At 40.2% G+C, this 22,009-nt stretch carries 26 protein-coding genes; 16 read left to right on the forward strand and 10 right to left on the reverse strand.

Annotated elements, in window-relative coordinates; all coding sequences use genetic code 11:
- Window position 1: 1 nt before the first annotated feature.
- Window positions 2–400, reverse strand: coding sequence for a hypothetical protein (locus tag C7S20_RS10705; protein WP_107012463.1), 399 nt, complete (start codon window positions 398–400; stop codon window positions 2–4).
- Window positions 401–516: 116 nt separating this feature from the next.
- Here C7S20_RS10705 and C7S20_RS10710 point away from each other — a divergent pair, with 116 nt between their 5' ends.
- The 3 genes from C7S20_RS10710 to C7S20_RS10720 all read left to right on the forward strand — a co-directional run bounded on the left by C7S20_RS10710 (window position 517) and on the right by C7S20_RS10720 (window position 2,903).
- Window positions 517–963, forward strand: a complete 447-nt coding sequence (locus C7S20_RS10710) for an Lrp/AsnC family transcriptional regulator (RefSeq protein ID WP_107012464.1) — start codon at window positions 517–519, stop codon at window positions 961–963.
- Between the two features lie 199 nt (window positions 964–1,162).
- Complete coding sequence (locus C7S20_RS10715; RefSeq protein WP_107012465.1) at window positions 1,163–1,363, forward strand: DUF1328 domain-containing protein; 201 nt, start codon at window positions 1,163–1,165, stop codon at window positions 1,361–1,363.
- 109 nt (window positions 1,364–1,472) lie between these two features.
- Window positions 1,473–2,903: an aldehyde ferredoxin oxidoreductase family protein gene (locus C7S20_RS10720; protein WP_107012466.1), complete on the forward strand. Its 1,431-nt coding sequence runs from the start codon at window positions 1,473–1,475 to the stop codon at window positions 2,901–2,903.
- Here C7S20_RS10720 and C7S20_RS10725 read toward each other — a convergent pair.
- Window positions 2,900–4,105 (reverse strand): MFS transporter, encoded by a 1,206-nt coding sequence (locus tag C7S20_RS10725; RefSeq protein ID WP_107012467.1) that lies wholly within the window; start codon window positions 4,103–4,105, stop codon window positions 2,900–2,902. The genes C7S20_RS10720 and C7S20_RS10725 overlap by 4 nt on opposite strands.
- Before the next feature lie 119 nt (window positions 4,106–4,224).
- On the opposite strand from C7S20_RS10725, the gene C7S20_RS10730 reads away from it, so the two are divergent.
- On the forward strand, window positions 4,225–4,800 hold the full coding sequence (locus C7S20_RS10730; RefSeq protein ID WP_227008996.1) for a DUF1684 domain-containing protein: 576 nt from the start codon (window positions 4,225–4,227) through the stop codon (window positions 4,798–4,800).
- On the opposite strand, the gene C7S20_RS10735 is transcribed toward C7S20_RS10730, so the two are convergent.
- The 6 genes from C7S20_RS10735 to C7S20_RS10760 all read right to left on the reverse strand — a co-directional run bounded on the left by C7S20_RS10735 (window position 4,801) and on the right by C7S20_RS10760 (window position 9,462).
- Window positions 4,801–5,892 (reverse strand): porin, encoded by a 1,092-nt coding sequence (locus C7S20_RS10735; protein WP_107012468.1) that lies wholly within the window; start codon window positions 5,890–5,892, stop codon window positions 4,801–4,803. It abuts the gene before it with no gap.
- Window positions 5,893–6,021: 129 nt separating this feature from the next.
- A complete protein-coding gene (locus tag C7S20_RS10740) occupies window positions 6,022–7,239 on the reverse strand; it encodes an ammonium transporter (protein ID WP_107012469.1) in 1,218 nt (405 codons plus the stop codon).
- Between the two features lie 32 nt (window positions 7,240–7,271).
- On the reverse strand, window positions 7,272–7,610 hold the full coding sequence (locus tag C7S20_RS10745; protein WP_107012470.1) for a P-II family nitrogen regulator: 339 nt from the start codon (window positions 7,608–7,610) through the stop codon (window positions 7,272–7,274).
- Window positions 7,611–7,779: 169 nt separating this feature from the next.
- Window positions 7,780–8,151, reverse strand: coding sequence for a fluoride efflux transporter CrcB (gene crcB, locus C7S20_RS10750; RefSeq protein ID WP_341476503.1), 372 nt, complete (start codon window positions 8,149–8,151; stop codon window positions 7,780–7,782).
- Window positions 8,144–9,205: an SRPBCC family protein gene (locus C7S20_RS10755; protein ID WP_107012471.1), complete on the reverse strand. Its 1,062-nt coding sequence runs from the start codon at window positions 9,203–9,205 to the stop codon at window positions 8,144–8,146. The genes crcB and C7S20_RS10755 overlap by 8 nt, the downstream gene beginning before the upstream one ends.
- Before the next feature lie 68 nt (window positions 9,206–9,273).
- Window positions 9,274–9,462 carry a hypothetical protein gene (locus C7S20_RS10760; RefSeq protein ID WP_107012472.1) on the reverse strand — a complete coding sequence of 63 codons (189 nt, stop codon included), beginning with the start codon at window positions 9,460–9,462 and terminating at the stop codon, window positions 9,274–9,276.
- 46 nt (window positions 9,463–9,508) lie between these two features.
- Between C7S20_RS10760 and C7S20_RS10765 the strand changes: the two genes are divergently transcribed.
- Window positions 9,509–9,901, forward strand: coding sequence for a pyrophosphohydrolase domain-containing protein (locus C7S20_RS10765; protein ID WP_107012473.1), 393 nt, complete (start codon window positions 9,509–9,511; stop codon window positions 9,899–9,901).
- 56 nt (window positions 9,902–9,957) lie between these two features.
- Window positions 9,958–10,980, forward strand: coding sequence for a Gmad2 immunoglobulin-like domain-containing protein (locus C7S20_RS10770; RefSeq protein ID WP_107012474.1), 1,023 nt, complete (start codon window positions 9,958–9,960; stop codon window positions 10,978–10,980).
- Window positions 10,981–11,019: 39 nt separating this feature from the next.
- On the opposite strand, the gene C7S20_RS10775 is transcribed toward C7S20_RS10770, so the two are convergent.
- The gene (locus C7S20_RS10775; RefSeq protein WP_107012475.1) at window positions 11,020–12,069 is read right to left on the reverse strand and encodes a branched-chain amino acid aminotransferase; all 1,050 of its coding nucleotides are present in this window, start codon (window positions 12,067–12,069) and stop codon (window positions 11,020–11,022) included.
- Window positions 12,070–12,192: 123 nt separating this feature from the next.
- Between C7S20_RS10775 and mnmC2 the strand changes: the two genes are divergently transcribed.
- From mnmC2 to C7S20_RS10825, 10 genes are all read left to right on the forward strand, one after another.
- Window positions 12,193–12,870, forward strand: coding sequence for a tRNA (5-methylaminomethyl-2-thiouridine)(34)-methyltransferase MnmC2 (mnmC2, locus tag C7S20_RS10780; RefSeq protein WP_107014205.1), 678 nt, complete (start codon window positions 12,193–12,195; stop codon window positions 12,868–12,870).
- A 69-nt stretch (window positions 12,871–12,939) separates the two neighbouring features.
- Window positions 12,940–13,842 carry a TIGR01777 family oxidoreductase gene (locus C7S20_RS10785; RefSeq protein ID WP_107012476.1) on the forward strand — a complete coding sequence of 301 codons (903 nt, stop codon included), beginning with the start codon at window positions 12,940–12,942 and terminating at the stop codon, window positions 13,840–13,842.
- Window positions 13,843–13,991: 149 nt separating this feature from the next.
- Entirely contained in the window at window positions 13,992–14,582 is a 591-nt protein-coding gene (locus tag C7S20_RS10790; RefSeq protein ID WP_107014206.1) for a nucleotide exchange factor GrpE, read from the forward strand.
- Between the two features lie 24 nt (window positions 14,583–14,606).
- Complete coding sequence (gene dnaJ, locus C7S20_RS10795; protein WP_107012477.1) at window positions 14,607–15,722, forward strand: molecular chaperone DnaJ; 1,116 nt, start codon at window positions 14,607–14,609, stop codon at window positions 15,720–15,722.
- Window positions 15,723–15,933: 211 nt separating this feature from the next.
- Window positions 15,934–16,863, forward strand: a complete 930-nt coding sequence (locus C7S20_RS10800; protein ID WP_107012478.1) for an ABC transporter ATP-binding protein — start codon at window positions 15,934–15,936, stop codon at window positions 16,861–16,863.
- Entirely contained in the window at window positions 16,856–18,154 is a 1,299-nt protein-coding gene (locus C7S20_RS10805; RefSeq protein ID WP_107012479.1) for an ABC transporter permease, read from the forward strand. The genes C7S20_RS10800 and C7S20_RS10805 overlap by 8 nt, the downstream gene beginning before the upstream one ends.
- A gap of 2 nt (window positions 18,155–18,156) precedes the next feature.
- Window positions 18,157–19,080 carry a mechanosensitive ion channel family protein gene (locus C7S20_RS10810; protein ID WP_107012480.1) on the forward strand — a complete coding sequence of 308 codons (924 nt, stop codon included), beginning with the start codon at window positions 18,157–18,159 and terminating at the stop codon, window positions 19,078–19,080.
- Window positions 19,055–19,966, forward strand: a complete 912-nt coding sequence (locus C7S20_RS10815; protein ID WP_341476504.1) for a DUF6268 family outer membrane beta-barrel protein — start codon at window positions 19,055–19,057, stop codon at window positions 19,964–19,966. Before C7S20_RS10810 ends, C7S20_RS10815 begins: the two co-directional genes overlap by 26 nt.
- Window positions 19,966–21,132, forward strand: coding sequence for a sigma-54-dependent transcriptional regulator (locus C7S20_RS10820; protein WP_107012481.1), 1,167 nt, complete (start codon window positions 19,966–19,968; stop codon window positions 21,130–21,132). The genes C7S20_RS10815 and C7S20_RS10820 overlap by 1 nt, the downstream gene beginning before the upstream one ends.
- A gap of 9 nt (window positions 21,133–21,141) precedes the next feature.
- On the forward strand, window positions 21,142–21,363 hold the full coding sequence (locus C7S20_RS10825) for a hypothetical protein (protein WP_107012482.1): 222 nt from the start codon (window positions 21,142–21,144) through the stop codon (window positions 21,361–21,363).
- Between the two features lie 2 nt (window positions 21,364–21,365).
- On the opposite strand, the gene C7S20_RS10830 is transcribed toward C7S20_RS10825, so the two are convergent.
- Entirely contained in the window at window positions 21,366–21,956 is a 591-nt protein-coding gene (locus C7S20_RS10830; protein WP_107012483.1) for a hypothetical protein, read from the reverse strand.
- Window positions 21,957–22,009 lie beyond the last annotated feature (53 nt).

Genomic DNA, 22,009 nt, shown 5'->3' on the forward strand with positions numbered 1-22,009 from the left:
CTTACAAACTCAATTTCCAGACCCGGTGTAGCTTTCTGAATTTGTTGAGCTCATGTCTCAGTATCCTTAGAAAATCCCGGCCATTGCTATTCACTTTTTCAAGATTTTCGCAGTTTTTGTACAATCGGTCGGTGAGGCTGTTTACCGAGCTTACATACTTCATTTTTGATTCCTCAATACTTTCATCTTCAGCTTTGGAGATGTTAGAAAGAAGGGATTCGGTATGCCTGATAATATCTCCGGTATAATAAATATACTTGTTTTCGCTTCCGTTTTCAGAAAGGCCGGAAAGATCGGGAATGAGATATTCCGAAATCCTCCTGGAAAGCTGTCTTATTTCCTGAGCCTTAAAGTAGAATGCTGATCTTCGGCCGGCGCCATGTCCAGAAAAATAATTCACGATTTCACCAATTTTTCCTCTAATTTAAGGCAGTTTCAGCAGAGTGGTATTTTAAAAATAAACCTATTATCAAAATTATCTTTAAATTTGAAAGAAATACCTTCAATTTACTTTAAATGAAAATAGACGATTTGAACTGGTCGATCCTGGAATACCTTCAGGAAAATGCGCGGATTTCCTTTTCCGAAATTGGCCGAAAAATAGGTCTCACTTCTCCGGCCGTAGCCGAAAGGGTAAAAAAAATGGAAGATGCCGGCATTATTACTGCTTACCGTACGCGGGTTTCCCAAAAAGAAGCCGGTTATCAATTAAAGGCAATAATTACGCTTCGCGCGTTTACGGGTAGGTTAAAAGCTTTTCTCGAAACAGTGCGTTCTTATAAAGAAGTGGTGAATTGTTACCGAATAACCGGTAATGAGAATATTATCATGGAGGTCATTTTAAAAGATCAGGCTCACCTCGAAAAACTCATCGACAAATTGATCACTTATGGCGAGACCAGAACCCATATTGTGCTTTCTAATGTCCTGGAAGATCAGCCGGTAAGGAAAGGAATTTTTTAGAATCTATCGATCTTAAAGAATTCTAATTTTTTAGCGGGATATACCTTTCAACTACTGTTAAAAACTGTTCTTTTTTGCCTCTTTCTTAACACAAGATTATCAGCTTATTTCGTGGTAGTTAAATCGGTTGTAATTGTATTTTTCTTAGGAGATTTTATCCTTTCTCTGCGTAATTTAGCCCAAAATAGAAAGAAAAATTATGAAGAGGAAAACCTTAGTATTTTTTGCACTTGCATTGATAACAGGCTTGATTGGATTTTCAGGAATTTCCTTTACCGGAATAAAATTATTGAGAGTAATGTGTTTAATATTTGCAGATTTAATGATCGTTTCTTTAATGGCAAAAGCACTGTTTCCCGATAACCCGAAACTGAAACATCAACGAGTAGAGAAAGATTAATAACTGAAAAATAAAAAAAAAATCTAACCCGTGCAACCGCGCGGGTTTTTTTATGGAATAATTCGTGATGCTATATTGATTATCTTTATTGTTATAGTTCTCAAGAAATATGAAAAAATATATTAGTACCCTCTTTATTATTCTCATTTTTGGAAATCTTACTGCACAGGATATGCGACTCCGTAAAGGTGCCGTAACAGATTCCCTTCCGCTGCCAGGCACAGCCAATAGCAATTTTGCTCTTTATCTTCCCACTAACTATGATGCTACACGCAAATGGCCCCTGCTTATGGTTTTTGATCCGCAGGGAAGAGGACAGAATACGGTGAACCTTTTTCGAACCGCAGCTGAAGAGCAGGGTTATATTCTTGCTTCCCCAAACCTTAAGCTCAAAGATAAACCCATAGACAGTATTCTTACCACAGCTACTTCTTTGATGTATAATATTTTTAATTCGCTGGCGATCGATAAAGATCAGGTATTCTCGGCGGGCATGGCTGAAGGCGCCCAGGTTGCTTCCACAATTCCTTTATTTTATAAAAATCTTGCCGGGGTCATGGCTGTGGGGAATTCTTTTGTAAACCCGAAATACCTTGACAGGGAACACCCATACACTTTTATAGGAATCGCGGGAAGGAAAGATTATATGCTTTACGAAATGGAGGCTTATATGCGATTTTATGATAATATAGATTTTCCTACCTATATCTATTATTTCGATGGGAAGGCAGATGAATGGCCGCCCACACCTGTGATTACAAATGCCGTTTCGGGATTTACCCTCCAGGCCATTAAAAATGGTAAACGTCCTGCTCTTCCTCAGTTTATTGATGAGCTTTATCAGAATGAAATGGGAATTGTTGAAAAACTTCGGCGAACCAGGGAATTCTATAAAGCCTATGGTGAATTAGACAGGATGAAAAAGAAGTATGGCGAATTTGGATATGAAGATGAGATCAAAGATAAGATGAAAGAAATAAAAAGGTCAAAAGGTTTCAGGGAGCAGAGAAGGGATTTCAGGAAGGCTGTTTCTGCGGAAAAATATCAGCAGGATGAATATGAATATCTGCTTCATTCAGATGTTATTTCCAATAATTTTGAAAACATTGGCTGGTGGGCCTATCAGGTGGATGAATTGAAAAAACTCGAAAAAAGTCCTGAAGAAGCTACCTCAAATATGGCATATCGTCTTCACGATTATCTTGATTTTGTAACCAAACAGCAGTTCGACAGGATCATGGAATCTGATCTTTCCATAGAAACCAGGATCTTTATTAGTGTTTTGCGAACCGCAATTAAAAAGAGCGATCCCGAGGCTTACCTGAAGATCATACAACTTGCAGGAGGTGATGGAGATTATGAAACTGCCTTGCTTTATCTTGAAGATCTGCTTAAAACCGGTTATAATAACTACGAAGCTTTGTATGATATTCCGGGGATCCTTGACCTGCAGCTGAGCAGGGAATACAACAATCTTATCAGGAAATATCTGGGAAAGGCAAAATATTCAATTCCCGAACCTGTTGAGGAGATCGATTAAACAGCTTCGCTTTTTAGTCTAATTTTCAACCAGACCAGCAGTAAGCATCCCAAAATGGCGAGGCCTGCCATTATGTACCAGGTACCGGTGAATCCCAGCAGGTCTATCAGGTGCATCCCGGAATTATGTCCGAAGATATGACTTACCGAAAAAGCGATGCTGTACAAAGCCATATAGGAGCCTTTTTTCTTTCCGTCAGAACGGTTTAAAGCGAAACTGTTTGAAAACGGAAAGGCGATCATTTCTCCAAGGGTAAGAAGGAGCATGGCCAGGATGAGAATTCCTGTCCAATCGGTAAAATTGATTATAAGAAAACTCAGGGCTGTAAGAACAATTCCGATGATGATGTAGGTTATCAGGGAATGTTTCCGCGATTCCATGAACTTTATAAGCGGCATTTCAAAAAGAAAGATCAGGAGTCCGTTGAGACCCAGTAAAAGTCCGATTTGTTTTTCATCAAGGTGATGAAATGCCGAATAGAACAGGGGCATCGTAGAGAAATACTGGATAAAAATAAAGCCGAAAATTATCATGGCTGCTATAAACAACAGATAATTCCTGTCTTTAAAAGCGGTTGAGGTGCTGGAGATCTCCATTTCTGGTTCGCTGATGGCCCTTTTGGGATGTAGTAATTTCAGCAATAAAATTCCGGCAGCCATACAGGTAATCCCATCAACCCAGAATAATCTGCTGTATCCGGCCGTTGCGATAATAAGTCCGCCTATGGCCGGGCCCACCGAAAATCCGAGGTTTATCGCCAGCCTTATCAGCGTCACAGAACGGGTACGGTTTTGCGGCTTGCTATAGGCACTTATGGCGACAAAAACTGCTGGCCTGAATATATCGGCTACGGCCATTACCATGAAAATTCCAATGCAAATTCCCCAGAAACTTTCTGGGAACTGAAGTAGCACAAAGAAAACTGAAGAAAGCATAAGACTTCCTGCCATCGTCCTGTAATGTCCGAATTTGTCGGTGAGCTTGCCACCCAACCAGGAGCCGGTGACCGATCCCAGGCCGAAAAAACTTAAGATCCAACCTACTTCCTCCAGGCTAAAGCCTTTGCTTTTGGTTAAATACAGTGATAAAAAAGGAATGACCATTGTGCCGGCCCGGTTGATGAGCGTAATTAGGGCCAATAGCCATATTTCCTTTCGCAGACCTCCAAAAGAGTGGATGTATGATCTAAAAAGCTTATTCATTGGTTGGTTTAGGCGTCAAAATTAAATTAAATTTTAAGTGTTTTAATTATTAATTTTGAGCTCTTTCTAAAATGTTGAAAATGCCTGCTTGTCAAAGAATTTTTTTATTGTTCTGCCTGATGTTTAATTCCGTGCTTTTTGCACAGGAAAAAGAAATTGTTGAGGATGTAAGGGAATTTCAAAAAGAGCTAAACGAGGAATTCAGAAATCCGGAAACATCCCCTTTAGATAAAGATGATCTGGCAGAATTTAAGGAACTGGATTTTTTTGAAATAGATCCCGATTTCAGAGTGAAGGCCGAACTGGTAAGAACTCCGGCCGAACCTCCATTTATGATGAAAACAAGTACCGACAGAACTCCGGTTTATGTGAAGTACGGGGAGCTCTATTTTACGCTAAAAGGAAAAAAATTCAAACTTAATGTATATCAAAGTCAGGAATTAAAACAAGATCCTGAGTATTATGATTACCTGTTCCTGCCTTTTACTGATCTTACGAATGGAATTTCAACCTATGGCAATGGCAGGTATATCGATTTGCGTATTCCTGAAACCAATGAAGTTGTTATTGATTTCAATAAAGCTTATAATCCTTATTGCGCATACAGCGGCAGGTATTCCTGCCCCATCCCGCCCGAAGAGAACGATTTGGATATAGAAATACCTGCAGGTGTAAAATCATATAAAGATCACTAATTAGAAGGCGTAGATCGCGGCCACTAAAAAGGAAGCGAGATCGCTGGTTGGGTTTAAATCTTTATTCAGAAAAGCCGGGTAATCATCTGAAACGCTGTCGATCCTGAATTCAGGTTTTATGGTGAGACCTCCGGTTGAATAGCTTCCGGTAAGAGTAATGGCAGTAACGCTGGTATCGGCTCCATAGACCACACCACCATCCTTCAGTTCTTTAAAATATTCTCCCCTCATCCCAAGGGCAAAACTATCGGAAAGTGAAACCTGCGGATATAAAGCCACTCCATAGAATCCGGTGCCATCTGTATCCTGATAGGTAGTATTAAGTCCGAGGTAAAAAGCTTCGGTAAGATTCCATCCGGTGGTAAGGTCAATCTGGAAAAGTGCATTATCTGAAAGAGACTGCTCTCCATACAGCAAATTTAAATAAGCACTTCCGGAATCGTTAGAATAGCCAAGCTGTCCGCCAAAAGAGTACTTTCCTATGGGGTTAAATTCGGTATAATCTGTAGGATTCATAACGGCCAACATCCCGGTCCAATGGTCATCGAAGCTAAAATCGGCCTTCAAACCGGTATGCGAAAATGGGCCGTATGAGAACATATAAGAAGTGGAATAATTAAAATTTCCTGCCGGCGAAATTACCTCGTAGCCAAGAAAAGTATTCCAGTTCCCCAAAGTGAATTTTAAAGCATCGTTCACTTTATAGTAAACATATAGCTGGTTAACAATATTGGTAGAAGGCTGGGACAGGAAAACCGCATCTTCGCCTCGCGGTCCAAAAACAAGATCGGCAACAAATCCTACTTTATCGCCTTCGTATCCCAGGATCACATTAGCCATACCAAAAGCGAAACCCGGATCGTTGGCAAAAGAAGTAGCCGGTGCTGCCGGTGTGAATTCAGCAGGATCGCCCCCTACAAGTTCTAATGATTTATTGAGGCCATTGAAATTGGTTCTAAAATATGCATCAACACTCCCATTGATGGTGAATTTTGGTTTTTCTTCTTCCTGTGCAACCAAATGGGAAGTGTAAATGGCCATGGGAATTAGAAAAATAAATTTTAGTAATTTTGATTTTGTAATTGCTTTCATAATCGTGATTGGTTATTTGTTTTTAAAGAAGTTTAGCGACTGATTTATCATAATGATCAATCTTAGATAGTAAAGTTGTTATGTTAGTTACGGAGCGTTCCGCCAAACGCTCCGTTTTTTATTAATATCTTATTTATCGGTCCCAAATTCAGGATATGAATCCACTCCATGTTCATGCATGTCAAGACCTTCGAGTTCTTCCTGTTCGGTAACTCGCAATCCAATGGTCTTTTTCAGGATGAACATTACAATGAAAGTGGTGAGCATCGCCCAGGCGCCAATAGAAGCAACGCCTATAAACTGAACCCAAAGCTGATGAATTCCGCCACCGTAGAACAGACCGCCATCTGTTGCGAATAATCCCACACAAAGAGTTCCCACGGCACCTACGACACCGTGAACAGAGATAGCACCCACGGGGTCATCTACTTTAATGATCTTATCTATGAATTCAATAGAAAAGACTACCACGGCTCCTGAAATGATCCCGATAATAAAAGAACCAAAAGGACTAACCGCAGCACAACCGGCGGTGATCCCTACCAGTCCGGCAAGGGCTCCGTTCAGGGTCATGGAAATATCAGCACGGCCATAACGGGCCCAGGTAAGGAAGAGGGAAGTGGTAGCGCCTGCTGCGGCGGCAAGATTGGTAGTAATTACGATTCCTGCCACGTTAAAAGCGCTTTCTCCTGAAATCGCCAGTTCTGAGCCTGGGTTAAATCCGAACCAGCCCAGCCATAGAATAAAAACCCCGAGTGCACCATAGAGCATATTATGACCAGGAATAGCATTTGATTTACCATCAGCTGAATATTTTCCAATTCGGGGGCCGATCATCGCTGCGGCTACCAGTGCAGCCCATCCGCCAACGGAGTGCACTACGGTAGAACCGGCAAAATCGATAAATCCAAGACCGGTCAACCATCCGTCTCCCTGCCATACCCAATGGCCAGAGATAGGATAGATCACGGTGGTCATTAATAAGGAAAAGATCAAATAAGTTGAAAATTTGGTCCTTTCGGCAATAGCCCCTGAAACGATGGTCGCTGCGGTAGCACAGAAAACTGTTTGAAAAAACAGATTGTGCATATCTTCGCGCACATTATAAAAAAGAGAGGGAGAACCAATAAAGCTTCCAATATCCTCGCCATACATGAGCGTATAACCAATGACCCAGAAAGCCAGTGAACCTATGCAAAGGTCCATTAGGTTCTTCATGATAATATTCGCGGTGTTTTTTGCTCTTGTGAACCCCACTTCTACCAGTGTGAAACCGGCCTGCATAAAGAATACCAGGATTCCGGCAACTACGATCCACATTAAGTCTAGAACAGCATTTACTTCCATAATTTTAGTTTTGTTACGTTAGTTGGATTATTTTAATTAAGAGAGTCGGTACCTTTTTCACCGGTTCTAATGCGGTAAGCTTCGTCTACAGGAGTGACAAAAATTTTCCCATCACCTACAGTTCCGGTTTTTGCAGTTTCCAGAATGACCTTTACGGTTTTTTCCACAAACTCATCAGATACTACAATAGAAAGATACCTTCGCTGGATATCGCTGGTGCTATATGAAACCCCACGATACACATGGCCCTGTTTTTCATTCCCCACACCGGTTACATCCCAGTAGCTAAAAAAGTTTACTTCAGTATCATGAAGTGCTTTCTTTACTTCGTCAAATTTTGACTTCCGAATGATTGCTTCGATTTTTTTCATAATTATTTATTAATTAGGTTGATAAAAGTATTAAAATATGATTACCACCCCTAAAAAAATTGGGGTGTAAGTTTCATTTTTATGAAATAAAAAATAAAAACCCCTAAAAAATTAGGGGTATTTATAAAAACAATGATAAAAATTTAAATTTGGTATTTAGAATTACCGGCTAGAATAGCTTTGAGATGAAAATTCCTACGGTGACAGCCAGAATTCCTATGAGTAAACTGCCAAAAAAGTAAAGAAAAAAGGGAAAATAGTCTCCCGATTTAAAAAGTGCGTAATTTTCAAAAGCGAAAGTCGAAAAAGTGGTAAAACCTCCGCAGAAGCCTACCCCCAGGAGCATGTTTGCCGGTGAATTCAGGCTTTGGGTCTTTAAGGCCCAGCCTAGAATTATTCCTATAAGCAGGCAACCCCCAACATTGGCAATAAAAGTGCCGTAAGGAATAAGATTTCCGGGATTTAAATACCTTCCTAATAGATACCGGAAGCTGCTTCCCAGACCTCCTCCCAGAAAAACTAAAAAGAGATTTTTAATCATTGGTAAGATTTTGCTCAGTTTCGGGAGCCAGGGGAATAAACAGTTGTGTAAGCCATTCTGCAGGATTGGCGTGATCTTTAACCCCTGTGACGAAAACTTCAAGAGGTTGTCCTTCATTGCTTAATTCCAGATTATTCCTGTTGATATAGGCATAAGCCGAATCCCAGGTGCGCTGAAGGTACTTGTAATCTCCTTTTAAGGTAGTTTTAAGCATACGTTGGTTTGGAAGATAACCGGAAAGGATCGTGCTTTCAGCCGGGGTGATGATCTCACTTTGTGTAAAATATCCGGCTGAATAAATCGCTGTATTCTTTTGAAAATTGATTTCATTATAAAGCACAATAGGACTTCCCGCTTTTTCAATGCCATTTGACTGCATATATTCAGAAACCTGCTTTGCGATATCCATCATTTGTTTTGGAACCTGTGAAAGTCTGCTACCAGTGGCAATGTATAGATAGTAGCCTCCACTGTGCTGGGTGATTCCTTCTACATTGATGGAATAGCTTTGTATCTCTTTGCGCACCGCATCCTGAAGGTTCTCCAGGCTTTTTTTCATTAAAGGCTGCATGATATCTTTCAAATCGCGATCCTGGAAGGTAAAGGCTACCTTTTCCATAAAACTCTCGTCTCCTTTAATGCCCCAGGTAACCCTTGTGCTATCTCCTTGGGTATCGAATTCCCAGTAAACATCGCTCCTGGTTTGTCCCAGAGTATTTTCAAGAACAAGTTCCTGATCAATACTGGTAAATGGCTTTACATTAGTGGTTGTGATGCTGCCGTCTTCCAGTTCATCACTACTCCATGAAAAGCTGGCACCTTCACCCTGGATTTTTTCTCCATAGTTAAGAATCATATCTTCCGATTGCTGTGACCAGGCTTCCCATTGTTTCCAGCTGGTGAGTTTATTTACTTTGTTAAAAACAACTTCCCGGGGGCCATAAATAAGCTGCTGCTGTTCTATTTGGTATTTCCCATCTTTGGTCGCGATATAAATTGATGCGCCAATAATAAAGATCAAAAAAAGAAAGAACAGGTATTTGAGTATTTTCATTGGTTATAAAATTAGTCACTGCTAATATACCATTTTCAGAAAGGCTACGGAAGAAACCGGCTTAATCCTTAATGGTTAAGCTCTGTTTTAATGAAAAAAAGAAGCAGGATGAAAAGTATAAAACCAATGAGGACATAAATAGTTCCTTTATAATATTTGCGATGAAGAAATTTATCTTTTCTGTAACTAAAGATCATCACGATGATAAAGACGATTAGAAAAATTCCTGCGAAAATAAGCTGTCCTGTAGAAAACATTTTTTTTATTTTTAGTGCAAAGTTAAACCTAAATGCCTGAATTACTATGAAGAAATCTATCGCTGCTGTTAAAGAATTTCACGAAGCTTTTGGGCTGGGAATCAAAGAACATCCCATTGCCAGCCTGGGAAGGGATAAAAACCTTTTGAGGTTCAATTTGATGAAGGAAGAAAACGAAGAATATCTAGAAGCTGCCACTAATAATGATCTGGCCGAAGTAGCCGATGCCCTGGGAGATATGCTGTACATTCTTTGTGGAACGATCATAGAACATGGAATGCAGCATAAAATTGAAGAGGTTTTTGAAGAAATACAGGCCAGCAATATGAGTAAACTTGGTGCAGACGGCAAGCCGATTTATCGTGAAGATGGCAAAGTTTTAAAAGGGCCTAATTATTTTAAACCCGATATAGGGAAAATACTTTCCAAAGAGGATTAAGATTTGGGAGAATTTTAAATTTTACCTGCTTTTCGTTTTTTATCTTTTAAAGAAAAATGCGAAGCCTGGTTTTCATCATCTGTCTATTTCTTTTAATTGGTTGTAAAAATTCTACACAGGAAGAAGGTTCTTCAGCCCGAATGAAGGATGTTGATGTTCAGAATGTTGGAGGCAAGGTTCCCGATTGGGTAACCTATTTCAATGAAAAGTGGAGATTTTCTTTGAAATATCCCGTGAATTATGAGATTCTTGAATCTGAAATCGCCGGGGCTCCGGTGATCAACATCTATCCTGTTTCCAATTTAGATAAAGGTCCTTACGGAATCCATGGGGCAGCCAAAAATGCTTACCTGGCAATTTTACCGATGGGGCTTGGCGTAGATGCGCCGACCGGGAAACGTAAAAACTTACAGGAGCTTGATAAAGAGTATTTTCCCGGTCTTCCACTTAATAAAAAGGAAAGTATTGCTTATCTTCTGGAAAATGGAGAAGCCTGGGCTTTTTTCCTCCGTTTTGAAAAGAAAGCCGCTGATAACTGGGGTGAAAATGCTGGAATTTTTGTGCATTTCAGAGTAAATGACCTGCAAAAGGCCTGCATTGATAAAAACGGAAATAAAGTAAGTATGGATAACTGTTCCCCGCCAGGGGAGGGACGCGTGGTTCTTAAGGGTAATATCGAAAAGGGACCGAAAGAAAAATTAATGAAGATCCTGGACAGTTTTCGGATTAGATATAAAGACAGCAGCAAAATGGCTAACCGGATAAAAGTTGAAAAACCTTCACCAGAATCAGAGGTCAGTTCACCCATAAAAATTAAAGGGAAAGCCCGTGGAAACTGGTTTTTTGAAGGCAGCGCTCCCGTAGAACTTGTAGATCAGGAAGGCAATGAACTGGCGAGAACAAACATCCGGGCCCTGGATGAATGGATGACAGAAGATTTTGTGGATTTCAGTGGTACCCTCAAATTTGAACCTCCTGAGGTAGAATCTGGTTATCTCGTTTTTTTCAGGGCTAATCCTTCTGATATTGCTGAAAAGGAAGAAACCTTGCGAGTACCGGTGAAGTTTCCACAAAAATAAAATGTAGATAAATAAAGATTTTTTTTCGAACCGTTCGGGTTATTTCACCTTATACCTCCAACCAAACTTGTCTTCAGCTTCATTGTACTGGATCTTCATAAGCTTGTCTTTAAAGAAACGCGCATACGAATCTTCCAGTTTTGGTAATTCATATTTTTCTCCCTTGTATCCGAAGCCTGAAATAGGATTTATCACCGTAGCGGTTCCTGAACCGAACATTTCTTTCAACTCACCTTTTTTAGCAGCTTCCACAATTTCTTTCACCGTTACACGTCTTACCTCGGTTTCAATATTGTATTCATCAGCCAGCTGAAGAACGCTTTTTCGGGTTACACCGTCCAGAATTCGATCACTTATTGGAGCGGTTACAAGTTTATCTCCTATTCTAAAGAAAATATTCATCGTTCCCGCCTCTTCCAGGAACTCATGAGCATTTGCATCGGTCCAGACAATTTGCTGAAAACCTTCTTCCTTGGCAATATTGGTAGGGAAAAACTGTGCGCCGTAATTTCCGGCTGCTTTGGCAAAACCAACCCCTCCATCGGCCGCACGGCTGTAATCTTCTGAAAATTTTACCCGCACCTCCCCACTGTAATAAGCCTGGGCAGGAGAGCAAATGATCATAAACTTATATTCTTTGGCGGGCGATGCTGAAACACCTTTTTCGGTTGCTATTACGAAAGGCCTAATATACAGGCTGTTTCCAAAGCCTTTTTGGATCCACTCGCTATCCAGCTTCAAAAGAGCATTCAGCGACTCAAAAAAATAATCTTCTGGAAATTCAGGGATTGCAAGACGTTTACTGGAGCGATTGATCCTCTTAAAATTTTCGTCAGGACGGAAAAGCCAGATATTTTCATCTTTATCTTTATAAGCCTTCATTCCTTCAAAAACCGCCTGCCCATAATGCAAGACTTTAGCAGAAGGATCCAGGCTAAGTGGACCGTAAGGTTTAATTACCGGTTTTTGCCATTTTCCATCCCTGTAATCACATTCCATCATATGGTCGGTAAAAACCTGTCCGAAAACGAGGTCATCAAAATTTACCTTATCTATTTTTGAATTGGAAGTTTTTTGTATATCGACCATATTGAAATATTTTGGGTTCAAATTTAAGTAGGCAAATTTACCTAAATAATGGCAGAATCAAAATCTAAAGTTTTGGTAAATTTGGCATTCACCACCGGTGAATTCTCATTAGCTTCAGGGAGTATGGAAAGAAAGATCATAAAAACAGGCGATGGTTCAGTTACCATTCATTTACCGGAATGGGATGAGCAATATCATTCAAAACATGGAGCGGTACAGGAGGCCAGGCATGTTTTTTTGAAAATGGGACTTCATCACTTTCTGGACGAGCATCCAAAAAAGCAAAAAATCGATATTCTTGAAATAGGATTTGGAACAGGATTGAATGCCTTTCTCAGCCTTTTGGAAGCTGAAAAACTAAAAAGGAAAATAATCTATACCGGTGTGGAGGCTTTTCCCGTGTCTTCAGAAGAAGTAGCTTCATTAAATTATCCTGAAGCTGCCGGAGCTATAAACAGGGCTGAAGATTTCAAGCAATTACATCAGTTGGAATGGGAAAAGGAAGCGCAGGTAACCTCTGCTTTTACTCTTGAAAAGCAGAAAAAGAAATTCCAGGAAATTGAAGACGTCAATTCTTACGATATTATCTATTTTGATGCTTTTGGAGCACGCGTCCAGCCGGAGCTGTGGACTGAAGAGATTTTTCAGAAAATGTACCGGGCACTCAAAAAAGAGGGTGTGCTTGTAACTTATGCGGCAAAAGGAAGTGTTCGGAGAGCCTTGATCGCCTGTGGTTTTGTTGTGGCAAAGCTTCCCGGCCCTCCCGGAAAGCGAGAAATGTTAAGGGCTGTTAAAAATTAAGCTTGAAGCCGTTAAACGACTAATAAAAATTACAGGAAGCCGATTCTCTATCGTATATTGAAAAGAAAAATGCGGGTATTAATTACGGGTGCAACAGGAATGATAGGTTCAGAGCTCACGAGGTTATGCCATGAAAAAGGAATAAATGTAAATTACCTTACCACAAGTAAATCAAAAATTTCAAAAGACGAAAAATATAAAGGATTTTACTGGGACCCTCAAAGTGGCGAGATCGAAGCCGGCTGTCTGGAAGGCGTTAAAACAATTATTCACCTGGCCGGAGCCAGTATCGCTGAGCCCTGGTCACCTTCTTACAAGAGAAAGATCGTTAAAAGCCGTACCGAAACTGCGGCTCTTCTGCTAAAGACACTTAAGGAAAATTCCCATCAGGTCGGGAATTTTATTTCGGCCAGCGCCATTGGGTATTATCCGAGTTCCCTTCAGAAATTATATCACGAAGATTTCCCCCACGCATCTGATACCTTCGTGGGAGAAGTCGTAACAAAATGGGAAGCCGCGGCTGATGAATTTGAAAAAGTAGGCCTTGATGTGGCTAAGATTCGTATAGGCCTTGTTCTGGCCGAAGATGGAGGCATGCTTACCAAAATAAAAAAGCCTGTTTCTATAAATTTGGGCGCTCCCCTGGGAAGCGGAAAACAGTGGCAGTCATGGATCCATATTGAAGATCTTGGGCAAATTTTTCTTTTTGCCATAGAAAATGAACTCAGCGGAATTTTTAATGCGGTGGCTCCAAATCCTGTAAATAATAAAGAACTTACCAAAGAACTGGCGCAGCAAATGGGAAAAAAGATTTGGCTGCCAAATGTTCCTTCGTTTGTTTTGAAAGGCTTGTTGGGAGAGATGTCAGAAATTGTACTTTCGAGTCAGTTAGTGAGTTCTGAAAAAATCCAGAGCCTCGGGTATAATTTTCAGTTTAAGAACCTTTCCCGCGCTCTCGCCGATCTTACCTGAAACCTTTTTACGCAATTTCCGGATAGTTTGATAAAAAATAGCAGCTTTCTTAAAAGTAAAGGCTGATCTGCTTGTGACATTTTGACATTTTTCAGATAATTGGCAATGATTTTGACCAAATGGGAATGAAAGAAAAATTAAGAAAGCTAATGAGTAAAAAAGAAAAAGCTCAAAAAGATAAAGAAGAGATCAAAGATCAGGTAGAAGAAGCCATCGATCATGCTATCGACGAAGTTGAGGAATCTGAAGAATCTAATGTGGAAGAGAACGAAACTTCGGAAGGGGAATTCTCTGAAGAAGAGCGTCTCAAAGAGGATCTTCAGAAAGAAAAAGATAAATTCTTAAGACTTTTTGCTGAATTCGAGAATTACAAAAGAAGAACTGCCAAAGAAAGGCTCGACCTGTTCAAAACTGCCAATCAGGAAGTAATGACTGCCATGCTGCCGGTTTTAGATGATTTTGACAGGGCGATGAATGAGCTTAAAAAATCTGGAGATGAAAATCTTATGAAAGGTGTAGAACTCATTCACAATAAACTTAAAGAAACACTTCGCGCTAAAGGTCTTGAAAGAGTAGAAGTGGAGAAAGGTGATAGTTTTGATGCTGAAAAGCATGAAGCAATCACACAAATCCCTGCTCCTTCAGACGATTTGAAAGGCAAAATAGTTGATGTTGTGGAACCCGGGTACAAGCTGGGAGAAAGGATCATTCGCTATCCGAAAGTAGTCACAGGACAGTAACAACCATCAACCTAAAATCCCGACATGAAAGAAGATTATTACGAAATATTAGGAGTTAGTAAGAATGCTTCAGCAGCAGAGATAAAGAAGGCGTACCGAAAGATGGCCCTCAAATATCACCCTGATAAGAATCCGGGTGATGCAAAGGCAGAGGAAATGTTCAAGAAATCTGCCGAGGCTTATGAGGTGCTGGGAAATGAGCAGAAGCGCGCCAAATATGACCGTTTTGGCCATCAGGCCTTTGATGGCGGCGGATTTGGCGGCGGCGGAATGAATATGGAAGATATTTTCAGCCAGTTTGGAGATATTTTCGGCGGCGGATTTGGCGGCGGCTTTTCAGGTTTTGGCGGCGGATTTGGCGGTGGCCAAAGACGCACCAAAGGAAGCAACCTTCGCATTCGCGTAAGTTTGAATCTTGAAGAGATCGCCAACGGCTGTGAAAAGAAAATTAAGGTAAAAAGAAAAGTTACCGCACCCGGAACTACCTATAAAACCTGCCCAACCTGTAAGGGAACCGGCCAGGTTACCCGCGTGACAAATACTATTTTGGGCAGAATGCAAACGGCTTCCCCTTGTGGTACCTGCCAGGGATCCGGTCAAATTATCGATCAGAAACCCGATAATGCCGATGTCCACGGTTTGGTAACCAAAGAGGAAACAGTTTCGATTAAAATTCCTGCCGGTGTAGAAGACGGGATGCAGCTGAAAGTTTCAGGAAAAGGTAATGATGCGCCCGGAAACGGTATTCCCGGTGATTTGCTGGTAGCTATTGAAGAAAAAGAACATGAAACGCTGCAAAGGGAAGGGGATAACCTCCATTATGACCTTTATATAAGTTTTTCAGAAGCTGCTTTGGGTACTTCAAAAGAAATTGACACGGTTACCGGCAAAGTGCGTATTAAAATTGAGGAAGGAGTACAATCTGGTAAGATCCTTCGCCTTCGCGGAAAAGGAATTTCGAGTATAAATGGTTATGGAAAAGGAGACCTTCTGGTGCACGTAAATGTATGGACGCCAAAAACGCTGAACCGGGAACAAAAGGAATTTTTTGAGAAAATGGCCAATGACGAGAATTTTATTCCAAATCCCGAAAAAAGCGACAAATCATTCTTTGAAAAAGTTAAAGATATGTTTTCTTAAAAGTTCGATTTTAAGAAAAAATTTATATATTTGATTATCACTAAGTCTTTTAGTGATAATTTTTCTTTTTCATAGCAATTTTTTTCCCATCCTTAATTAATTTTAAGGGTGGGTTTTGTTTTTTGGAGTACTGCTTAAATTATAATTTCTTCTTAATCGCCGCGTACTCTATAAGGTTTTATATATATTTAACTCTCCTATAAAAAGCTATATGGAAAATCTTTTGGTTGCAGAAAATATCTATAAACGCTTCGGAAATTTCACTGCACTCAACAACGTTTCAATCAATATTCCTAAAGAAAGTATATTCGGATTATTAGGTCCCAATGGCGCGGGAAAAACTACTCTTCTGCGTATAATCAATCAAATAACCATGCCCGATGAAGGCAAGGTTATTTTTGATGGCAGGCCTTTACATCCTGATGATGTTCAATTAATTGGATATTTGCCCGAAGAACGGGGCTTGTACAAATCTATGAAAGTTGGCGAACAGGCCATGTACCTCGCACGGTTAAAAGGCCTGAGCAAAGCTGATGCCCAGGAAAGGCTGAAGTACTGGTTTGGAAAACTGGGGATCGAAGGCTGGTGGGACAAAAAAATCCAGGAACTTTCAAAAGGGATGGCTCAGAAAGTACAATTTGTCATTACCGTCCTTCACAGGCCCAAATTGTTGATCTTTGATGAACCTTTCAGCGGATTTGATCCTGTAAATGCCAATATTATCAGGGACGAGATCCTTCAGTTAAAGCAAGAAGGTGCCACTATTCTGTTTTCGACCCATCGAATGGAAAGCGTGGAGGAACTTTGCGATTATATGGCGCTGATCCATAAATCGAATAAACTTTTAGACGGAAAAGTCTCAGAGATCAAGAAAAAGTATAAATCAAATACTTTTGAAGTGGGGCTTCATGCCATTGATGAAGCCACTCTAAAAGCCGAATTGGAATCGAGATTTGAGGTGGGGCCGGCAAAGTTCAAAAGCATCAATGAAGATCTTAAACTCAGCATCAAATTAAAAGAAAATGAATCTTCCAATGAGTTGATCCAGTTTTTGCTCAGCCGGGCTAAAATCAACCATTTTGTGGAAGTTATCCCGTCAGTCAACGATATTTTCATTAAAACCGTCACTCAAAATGCGTAATCTCCGCTTAATCATCCAAAGGGAATACCTGGCAAGGGTAAGGAACAAAACCTTTATCATCATGACCTTTTTGAGCCCGATGATCTTCGTGGGAATGATCCTGCTCATCGCTTATTTGAGCATGTTGAACAGCACCGAACAAAAGATCATTGCCATTCATGACGAGACCGGCATGTTTACTTCAGAATTTAAAGACAAGGAGCAGGTGCAGTATCTGGATTTTTCAGATAAAAGCCTGGAAGAAGCAAGGCAAACGGTACTTGATAACGAATATTTCGGACTCATTCAGATAGCTAAAAATACCGGAAACAGTAATTCTCCTGTCGAAGTGGAATTTTACGGAAAAGAAACTCCGGGTTTCGGAACAGTTGAAAATATTGAGAAGACCATTTCTGATAAATTAACGCGCGAACAACTTATCAGCAAGGGTATTGATGTTTCACAAATAGATAAGGCACGGGAGCATGTGAGTTTGGATATCCAGAATTTTTCGGGGCAGCGTAGTTCTAAAATGTCGAATTACATCAAGATGTTCTTTGGCGGAGCCGCAGGTTACCTGCTAATGATGTTCATTATCATTTATGGCAATATGGTGATGCGAAGTGTTATCGAGGAAAAAACCAATCGTATTATTGAAATTATCGTCTCTTCGGTCAAACCTTTTCAGCTTTTACTGGGAAAAGTACTTGGAACTTCCCTTGCGGGAGTTACCCAGTTTACTATATGGATCGTTTTGGGTTTCTTTTTGCTTGTAGGAATTTCTTCCTTCCTGGGAATAGACCCCATGGCTGCTCAAATGCCGGCTACCGCGGCAGTGAACGATATGGCAAAGCCTGAATTGCAGCAAATGATGGTCGATATTCTGAAATTGCCTTACGCCAGTCTTCTGAGTTTCTTTATAATTTATTTTATTGGCGGTTATTTTCTTTACAGCTCAATTTACGCTGCAATAGGTGCGGCAGTAGATAGTGAAACCGATACCCAGCAATTCATGTTTCCAATTATTATTCCCCTGATTTTGGGAATTTATGTTGGCTTCTTTTCGGTTGTCGAAAATCCGCATGGAACGGTCTCAACCATATTTTCAATGATTCCTTTAACTTCACCTATTGTAATGTTAATGAGAATTCCTTTTGGAGTACCATGGTATGAGATCTTAATATCGATATTGCTTCTAATCGCTACCAATTTTGGCGTATTGTGGCTTTCGGCTAAAATTTACAGGGTCGGGATCCTGATGTATGGCAAAAAACCAACTTATAAAGAGATCTACAAATGGCTTAAATATTAGCAATGCAGGATCAAACGGCAAAAGAAAAGGTAACCGAAGTCATTCATGACGATATCTGGGGCAGCATTAAGCAGTTCTGGGAATTTGGTTACACCTATACTGGAAATGGCGATGAGGTCACCATTTCTGTAGGGCTTATCATTATTGTCATTCTTGCCTTCATTTTAACAAGTCTGCTGTTAAGGCTCATTCGTTCATTTATAACTTCCAAATTAATGGAAGAAGACCGGATGAAGTTTATTAGCGTCTTCAAGTTCATCAAATACTTTGTATATGTTGCGGTAATTCTTATAACCTTAAGTTCTGCCGGAATTGATGTGACCATTCTTTTAACGGCATCGGCAGCGCTTTTTGTGGGTATTGGTCTGGCATTGCAGGAGTTATTTCAGGATGTGATAGGAGGGGTTTTTATTATTTTAGATAAATCATTGCTGGTAGGCGATATTATCGAAATCGAAGGTCGGGTGGCTCGGGTTTTCGAAATAAAACTGCGTACCACCAGGGCTCTTACGCGGGATGATAAGGTGATGATCATTCCAAATCATAAATTCATTAGCGATACGGTATATAATTATACCCAAAACCATAAAACTACAAGGGAGAGTGTCAGGGTAGGAGTGGCTTACGGAAGTGATGTGGAGAAGATACGGGAAATTCTGCTGGAGTGTGCACGTGAACAAAAAGGAATTCTCAAAAAACCTGAACCTTTTGTTTTATTTGAAGATTTTGGTGATTCAGCTTTACTTTTTGCTTTACATTTTTATGAATCTGACAGCTTTGTTGATCCAAAAGTGAAAAGTGAGCTACGATTTAAGATCAATCATAAATTCAAACTTAATGATGTAACTATTCCATTTCCACAAAGGGATGTACATATGTTTTATCCCCGGGGGATGAAAAATGAAAATGATGATGAAAGGGAGTAAATTTTTAATGGTTTGTGCAATTTTTTGTGTTTTCTTAACGGCAAAGGGACAAAATACCGATCTGGCGAGGCTTGAATACACGTATTTTCCCCAATCTTCTTCTGATAATTCCTTCAGAAGGTTTCGTACCTCTATAGCTTTTCCTATCGAGTTAAAGGAAGGCACTTATCTTATGCCGGGCCTGGAGTACAGAAATGTAAATTTTGAATATGAAGATCCGGCGGCTTTTCAAACTTATGATCTTGACCGGTTTCAGTCTTTTACTTTTAGCCTGGGATATACCTTTCAGATGAATGAATTCTGGCGTTTCGGAGCAGAAGGAGGAGTAAAGATTGCTTCCAACTTTACCCTTGACAAAGCCATCAATGACGATTTTATCTATACAGGAGCACTGATCTTCGTGAAGATAAAAGAAGATGAAAGATATTATAAACCCACACGGCTTATTCTCGGGTTGAGGTATTCTACCACCACAGGTTTTCCTTTTCCGCTTCCAATAATAAATTATTACAGGCGATGGAATAAGAACTGGTCTTACATGGCAGGTTCGCCTAAATCTAATTTAAAATATTATTTTAATGAAAAGAATGCGGTCGAAGCTTTTGTAACGCTTGACGGATTCTTTGCGAACATACAGGAAGATTTTAACGTGGCACCGCTTAGACCGGGAAGTGATAAGATTGCGAGAAGCATCTCCATGACGGTCTTATTGAGCGGGGTAGGCTATGAACACAGCTTTACCGATCATTTAAAATTTTATCTGTATGCCGGTAACACAATTTTGAACGACATTCGTTTCAGGGATAACAAAAAAAATAGTATATATACTATTAATGATAAGAATTCAATCTATGCCCGTAGCGGACTTAAATTTTCTATATTCTGATGGCAAAAATATTATTGATAGAAGACGAAGCATCCATTAGGAGAGTATTGAACAAGATACTTTCTGAAGAAAGCAAGGAGTATGAAGTAACCGAAGCTGAAGACGGTCTTGCCGGAATGGAAAAGATTAAAAACGAAGATTTTGACCTGGTTTTATGTGACATCAAAATGCCAAAAATGGATGGCGTTGAGGTGCTGGAAGCGATAAAGAAAATAAAGCCCGAAGTACCCGTGGTGATGATCTCAGGCCACGGCGATCTGGATACAGCTGTGCAGACCATGAAAATGGGAGCTTTTGATTATATCTCAAAACCACCAGATCTTAACCGGTTACTGAATACTGTGCGAAACGCCCTGGATCGTAAGGAACTGGTTGCAGAAAATACAAGACTTAAGAAAAAGGTAAGTAAAGATTACCAAATGATCGGGGAGTCTGAGGCCATAAAGAATATAAAGGAAATGATCGAGAAAGTGGCGCATACTGACGCCCGGGTACTTATCACCGGCCCCAATGGGACAGGGAAAGAGCTGGTAGCCCATTGGTTACATGAGAAAAGTGACCGTTCCAAAGGTCCGCTTATCGAAGTAAATTGCGCAGCGATCCCTTCAGAACTTATCGAAAGTGAACTTTTTGGCCATGTAAAAGGAGCTTTTACATCTGCAAATAAAGATCGTGCCGGGAAATTTGAAGCCGCGAATAAAGGAACCATCTTTTTAGATGAAATAGGGGACATGAGCCTTTCGGCCCAGGCCAAAGTTTTAAGGGCACTGCAGGAAAACAAAATTTCAAGAGTTGGAAGTGATAAAGATATTAAGATAGATGTAAGAGTCATCGCGGCGACCAATAAAGATTTGAAAAAAGAGATCGAAGAGAACAATTTCAGAGAAGATCTTTATCACCGCCTTGCAGTAATTTTGATCGAGGTGCCACCTCTAAAAGATCGCAAGGAAGATATCCCGCTGCTGGTGGAGCACTTTAGTGAAAAAATAGCCAAAGAACAGGGGACCAATAAAAAGGAATTCAGTGAAGAGGCCATACAGGTTTTAAAAGAGAATGAATGGCGGGGAAATGTCAGAGAACTGCGCAATGTCATCGAGCGCCTTATTATCCTCGGCGGTAAGGAAATCTCTGATGAGGATGTAAAACTTTTTGGAAGTCGATTTTAAAACAGGAATATGAATTTGCGAGTGCTCAATTCCCTGGTGAGTTTCCTAATTTTTTGTGCGATTTACCTGATCTTATACTGGATCACATTTCTGATTTTTCCTTCTTTTGGTGGATTCTTAAAACCGGCGGTTTTGGGAGGTATTACCGTATTGATCTCACCACGCTTTAAACGCTACGAGGTTATGGGAGAAAAACGCTATGAGTTTAAATGGATTTTTCAACAAAGCTAAACTTATTCCTTCGGCGGGTCGTATCTTAAAAAATACATGGTGTCGCCACTGGGATGTGCCCATTCATGGAATAGCTCAAATCCGAATTTTTGATAAACCAGCGAATTCTTTCGCATTCTTGTTTCGGCATATAAGGGAAGATTATATTCTTTGGCTCTGCGATAAAATTCGTCTTTCATTTCTTTTCCCACCTGCGTATCAGCACCCCTGGAGTCTTTAAGTATTCCCCAGAACCAGCAGTAAAGATATTCTCCTTCCTGAGGCCGTTGTTTCTCAATATACTTTTGGGTTTTGATGATCTGGTAAGCATTTTTTATACCTGTGACATTTAAGACAAGACCCAGTTGAGCCCATAGATCTTTCCAAATATTGTTATCTTTCTTGCTGGTTTTAAAAAGAATGGCGATGCCTTTGCCGTTTTCGGAAACGATTAGCGCATCTTTTTCAATGCCCTTTTCCACCATATGCCTGGCGAGATAGCGAAATCGCTTATCACGGTTTCCACCTTTTTGAACCACATCCAGGGAAGAAGGAATTTCCTTTAGCAGGACAGTAACCTTCTCTATAATATCTTGTTTTTCTTCTTCGTTCAAGGTAAATTTCTTTGTTGCGAAGATAAAAAATTTAAATCTGAATAAATCGTATA

This window comes from Christiangramia fulva, assembly GCF_003024155.1.
Classification (GTDB): domain Bacteria; phylum Bacteroidota; class Bacteroidia; order Flavobacteriales; family Flavobacteriaceae; genus Christiangramia; species Christiangramia fulva.

Bases quoted from the DNA above. Each gene is read 5' to 3' on its own strand.
- C7S20_RS10710 (WP_107012464.1), top strand. From the start codon at position 517: ATGAAAATAGACGATTTGAACTGGTCGATCCTGGAATACCTTCAGGAA.
- C7S20_RS10715 (WP_107012465.1), top strand. From the start codon at position 1,163: ATGAAGAGGAAAACCTTAGTATTTTTTGCACTTGCATTGATAACAGGC.
- C7S20_RS10720 (WP_107012466.1), top strand. From the start codon at position 1,473: ATGAAAAAATATATTAGTACCCTCTTTATTATTCTCATTTTTGGAAAT.
- C7S20_RS10725 (WP_107012467.1), bottom strand. From the start codon at position 4,105: ATGAATAAGCTTTTTAGATCATACATCCACTCTTTTGGAGGTCTGCGA.
- C7S20_RS10730 (WP_227008996.1), top strand. From the start codon at position 4,225: ATGTTTAATTCCGTGCTTTTTGCACAGGAAAAAGAAATTGTTGAGGAT.
- C7S20_RS10735 (WP_107012468.1), bottom strand. From the start codon at position 5,892: ATGAAAGCAATTACAAAATCAAAATTACTAAAATTTATTTTTCTAATT.
- C7S20_RS10740 (WP_107012469.1), bottom strand. From the start codon at position 7,239: ATGGAAGTAAATGCTGTTCTAGACTTAATGTGGATCGTAGTTGCCGGA.
- C7S20_RS10745 (WP_107012470.1), bottom strand. From the start codon at position 7,610: ATGAAAAAAATCGAAGCAATCATTCGGAAGTCAAAATTTGACGAAGTA.
- crcB (WP_341476503.1), bottom strand. From the start codon at position 8,151: ATGATTAAAAATCTCTTTTTAGTTTTTCTGGGAGGAGGTCTGGGAAGC.
- C7S20_RS10755 (WP_107012471.1), bottom strand. From the start codon at position 9,205: ATGAAAATACTCAAATACCTGTTCTTTCTTTTTTTGATCTTTATTATT.
- C7S20_RS10760 (WP_107012472.1), bottom strand. From the start codon at position 9,462: ATGTTTTCTACAGGACAGCTTATTTTCGCAGGAATTTTTCTAATCGTC.
- C7S20_RS10765 (WP_107012473.1), top strand. From the start codon at position 9,509: ATGAAGAAATCTATCGCTGCTGTTAAAGAATTTCACGAAGCTTTTGGG.
- C7S20_RS10770 (WP_107012474.1), top strand. From the start codon at position 9,958: ATGCGAAGCCTGGTTTTCATCATCTGTCTATTTCTTTTAATTGGTTGT.
- C7S20_RS10775 (WP_107012475.1), bottom strand. From the start codon at position 12,069: ATGGTCGATATACAAAAAACTTCCAATTCAAAAATAGATAAGGTAAAT.
- mnmC2 (WP_107014205.1), top strand. From the start codon at position 12,193: ATGGAAAGAAAGATCATAAAAACAGGCGATGGTTCAGTTACCATTCAT.
- C7S20_RS10785 (WP_107012476.1), top strand. From the start codon at position 12,940: ATGCGGGTATTAATTACGGGTGCAACAGGAATGATAGGTTCAGAGCTC.
- C7S20_RS10790 (WP_107014206.1), top strand. From the start codon at position 13,992: ATGAGTAAAAAAGAAAAAGCTCAAAAAGATAAAGAAGAGATCAAAGAT.
- dnaJ (WP_107012477.1), top strand. From the start codon at position 14,607: ATGAAAGAAGATTATTACGAAATATTAGGAGTTAGTAAGAATGCTTCA.
- C7S20_RS10800 (WP_107012478.1), top strand. From the start codon at position 15,934: ATGGAAAATCTTTTGGTTGCAGAAAATATCTATAAACGCTTCGGAAAT.
- C7S20_RS10805 (WP_107012479.1), top strand. From the start codon at position 16,856: ATGCGTAATCTCCGCTTAATCATCCAAAGGGAATACCTGGCAAGGGTA.
- C7S20_RS10810 (WP_107012480.1), top strand. From the start codon at position 18,157: ATGCAGGATCAAACGGCAAAAGAAAAGGTAACCGAAGTCATTCATGAC.
- C7S20_RS10815 (WP_341476504.1), top strand. From the start codon at position 19,055: ATGAAAATGATGATGAAAGGGAGTAAATTTTTAATGGTTTGTGCAATT.
- C7S20_RS10820 (WP_107012481.1), top strand. From the start codon at position 19,966: ATGGCAAAAATATTATTGATAGAAGACGAAGCATCCATTAGGAGAGTA.
- C7S20_RS10825 (WP_107012482.1), top strand. From the start codon at position 21,142: ATGAATTTGCGAGTGCTCAATTCCCTGGTGAGTTTCCTAATTTTTTGT.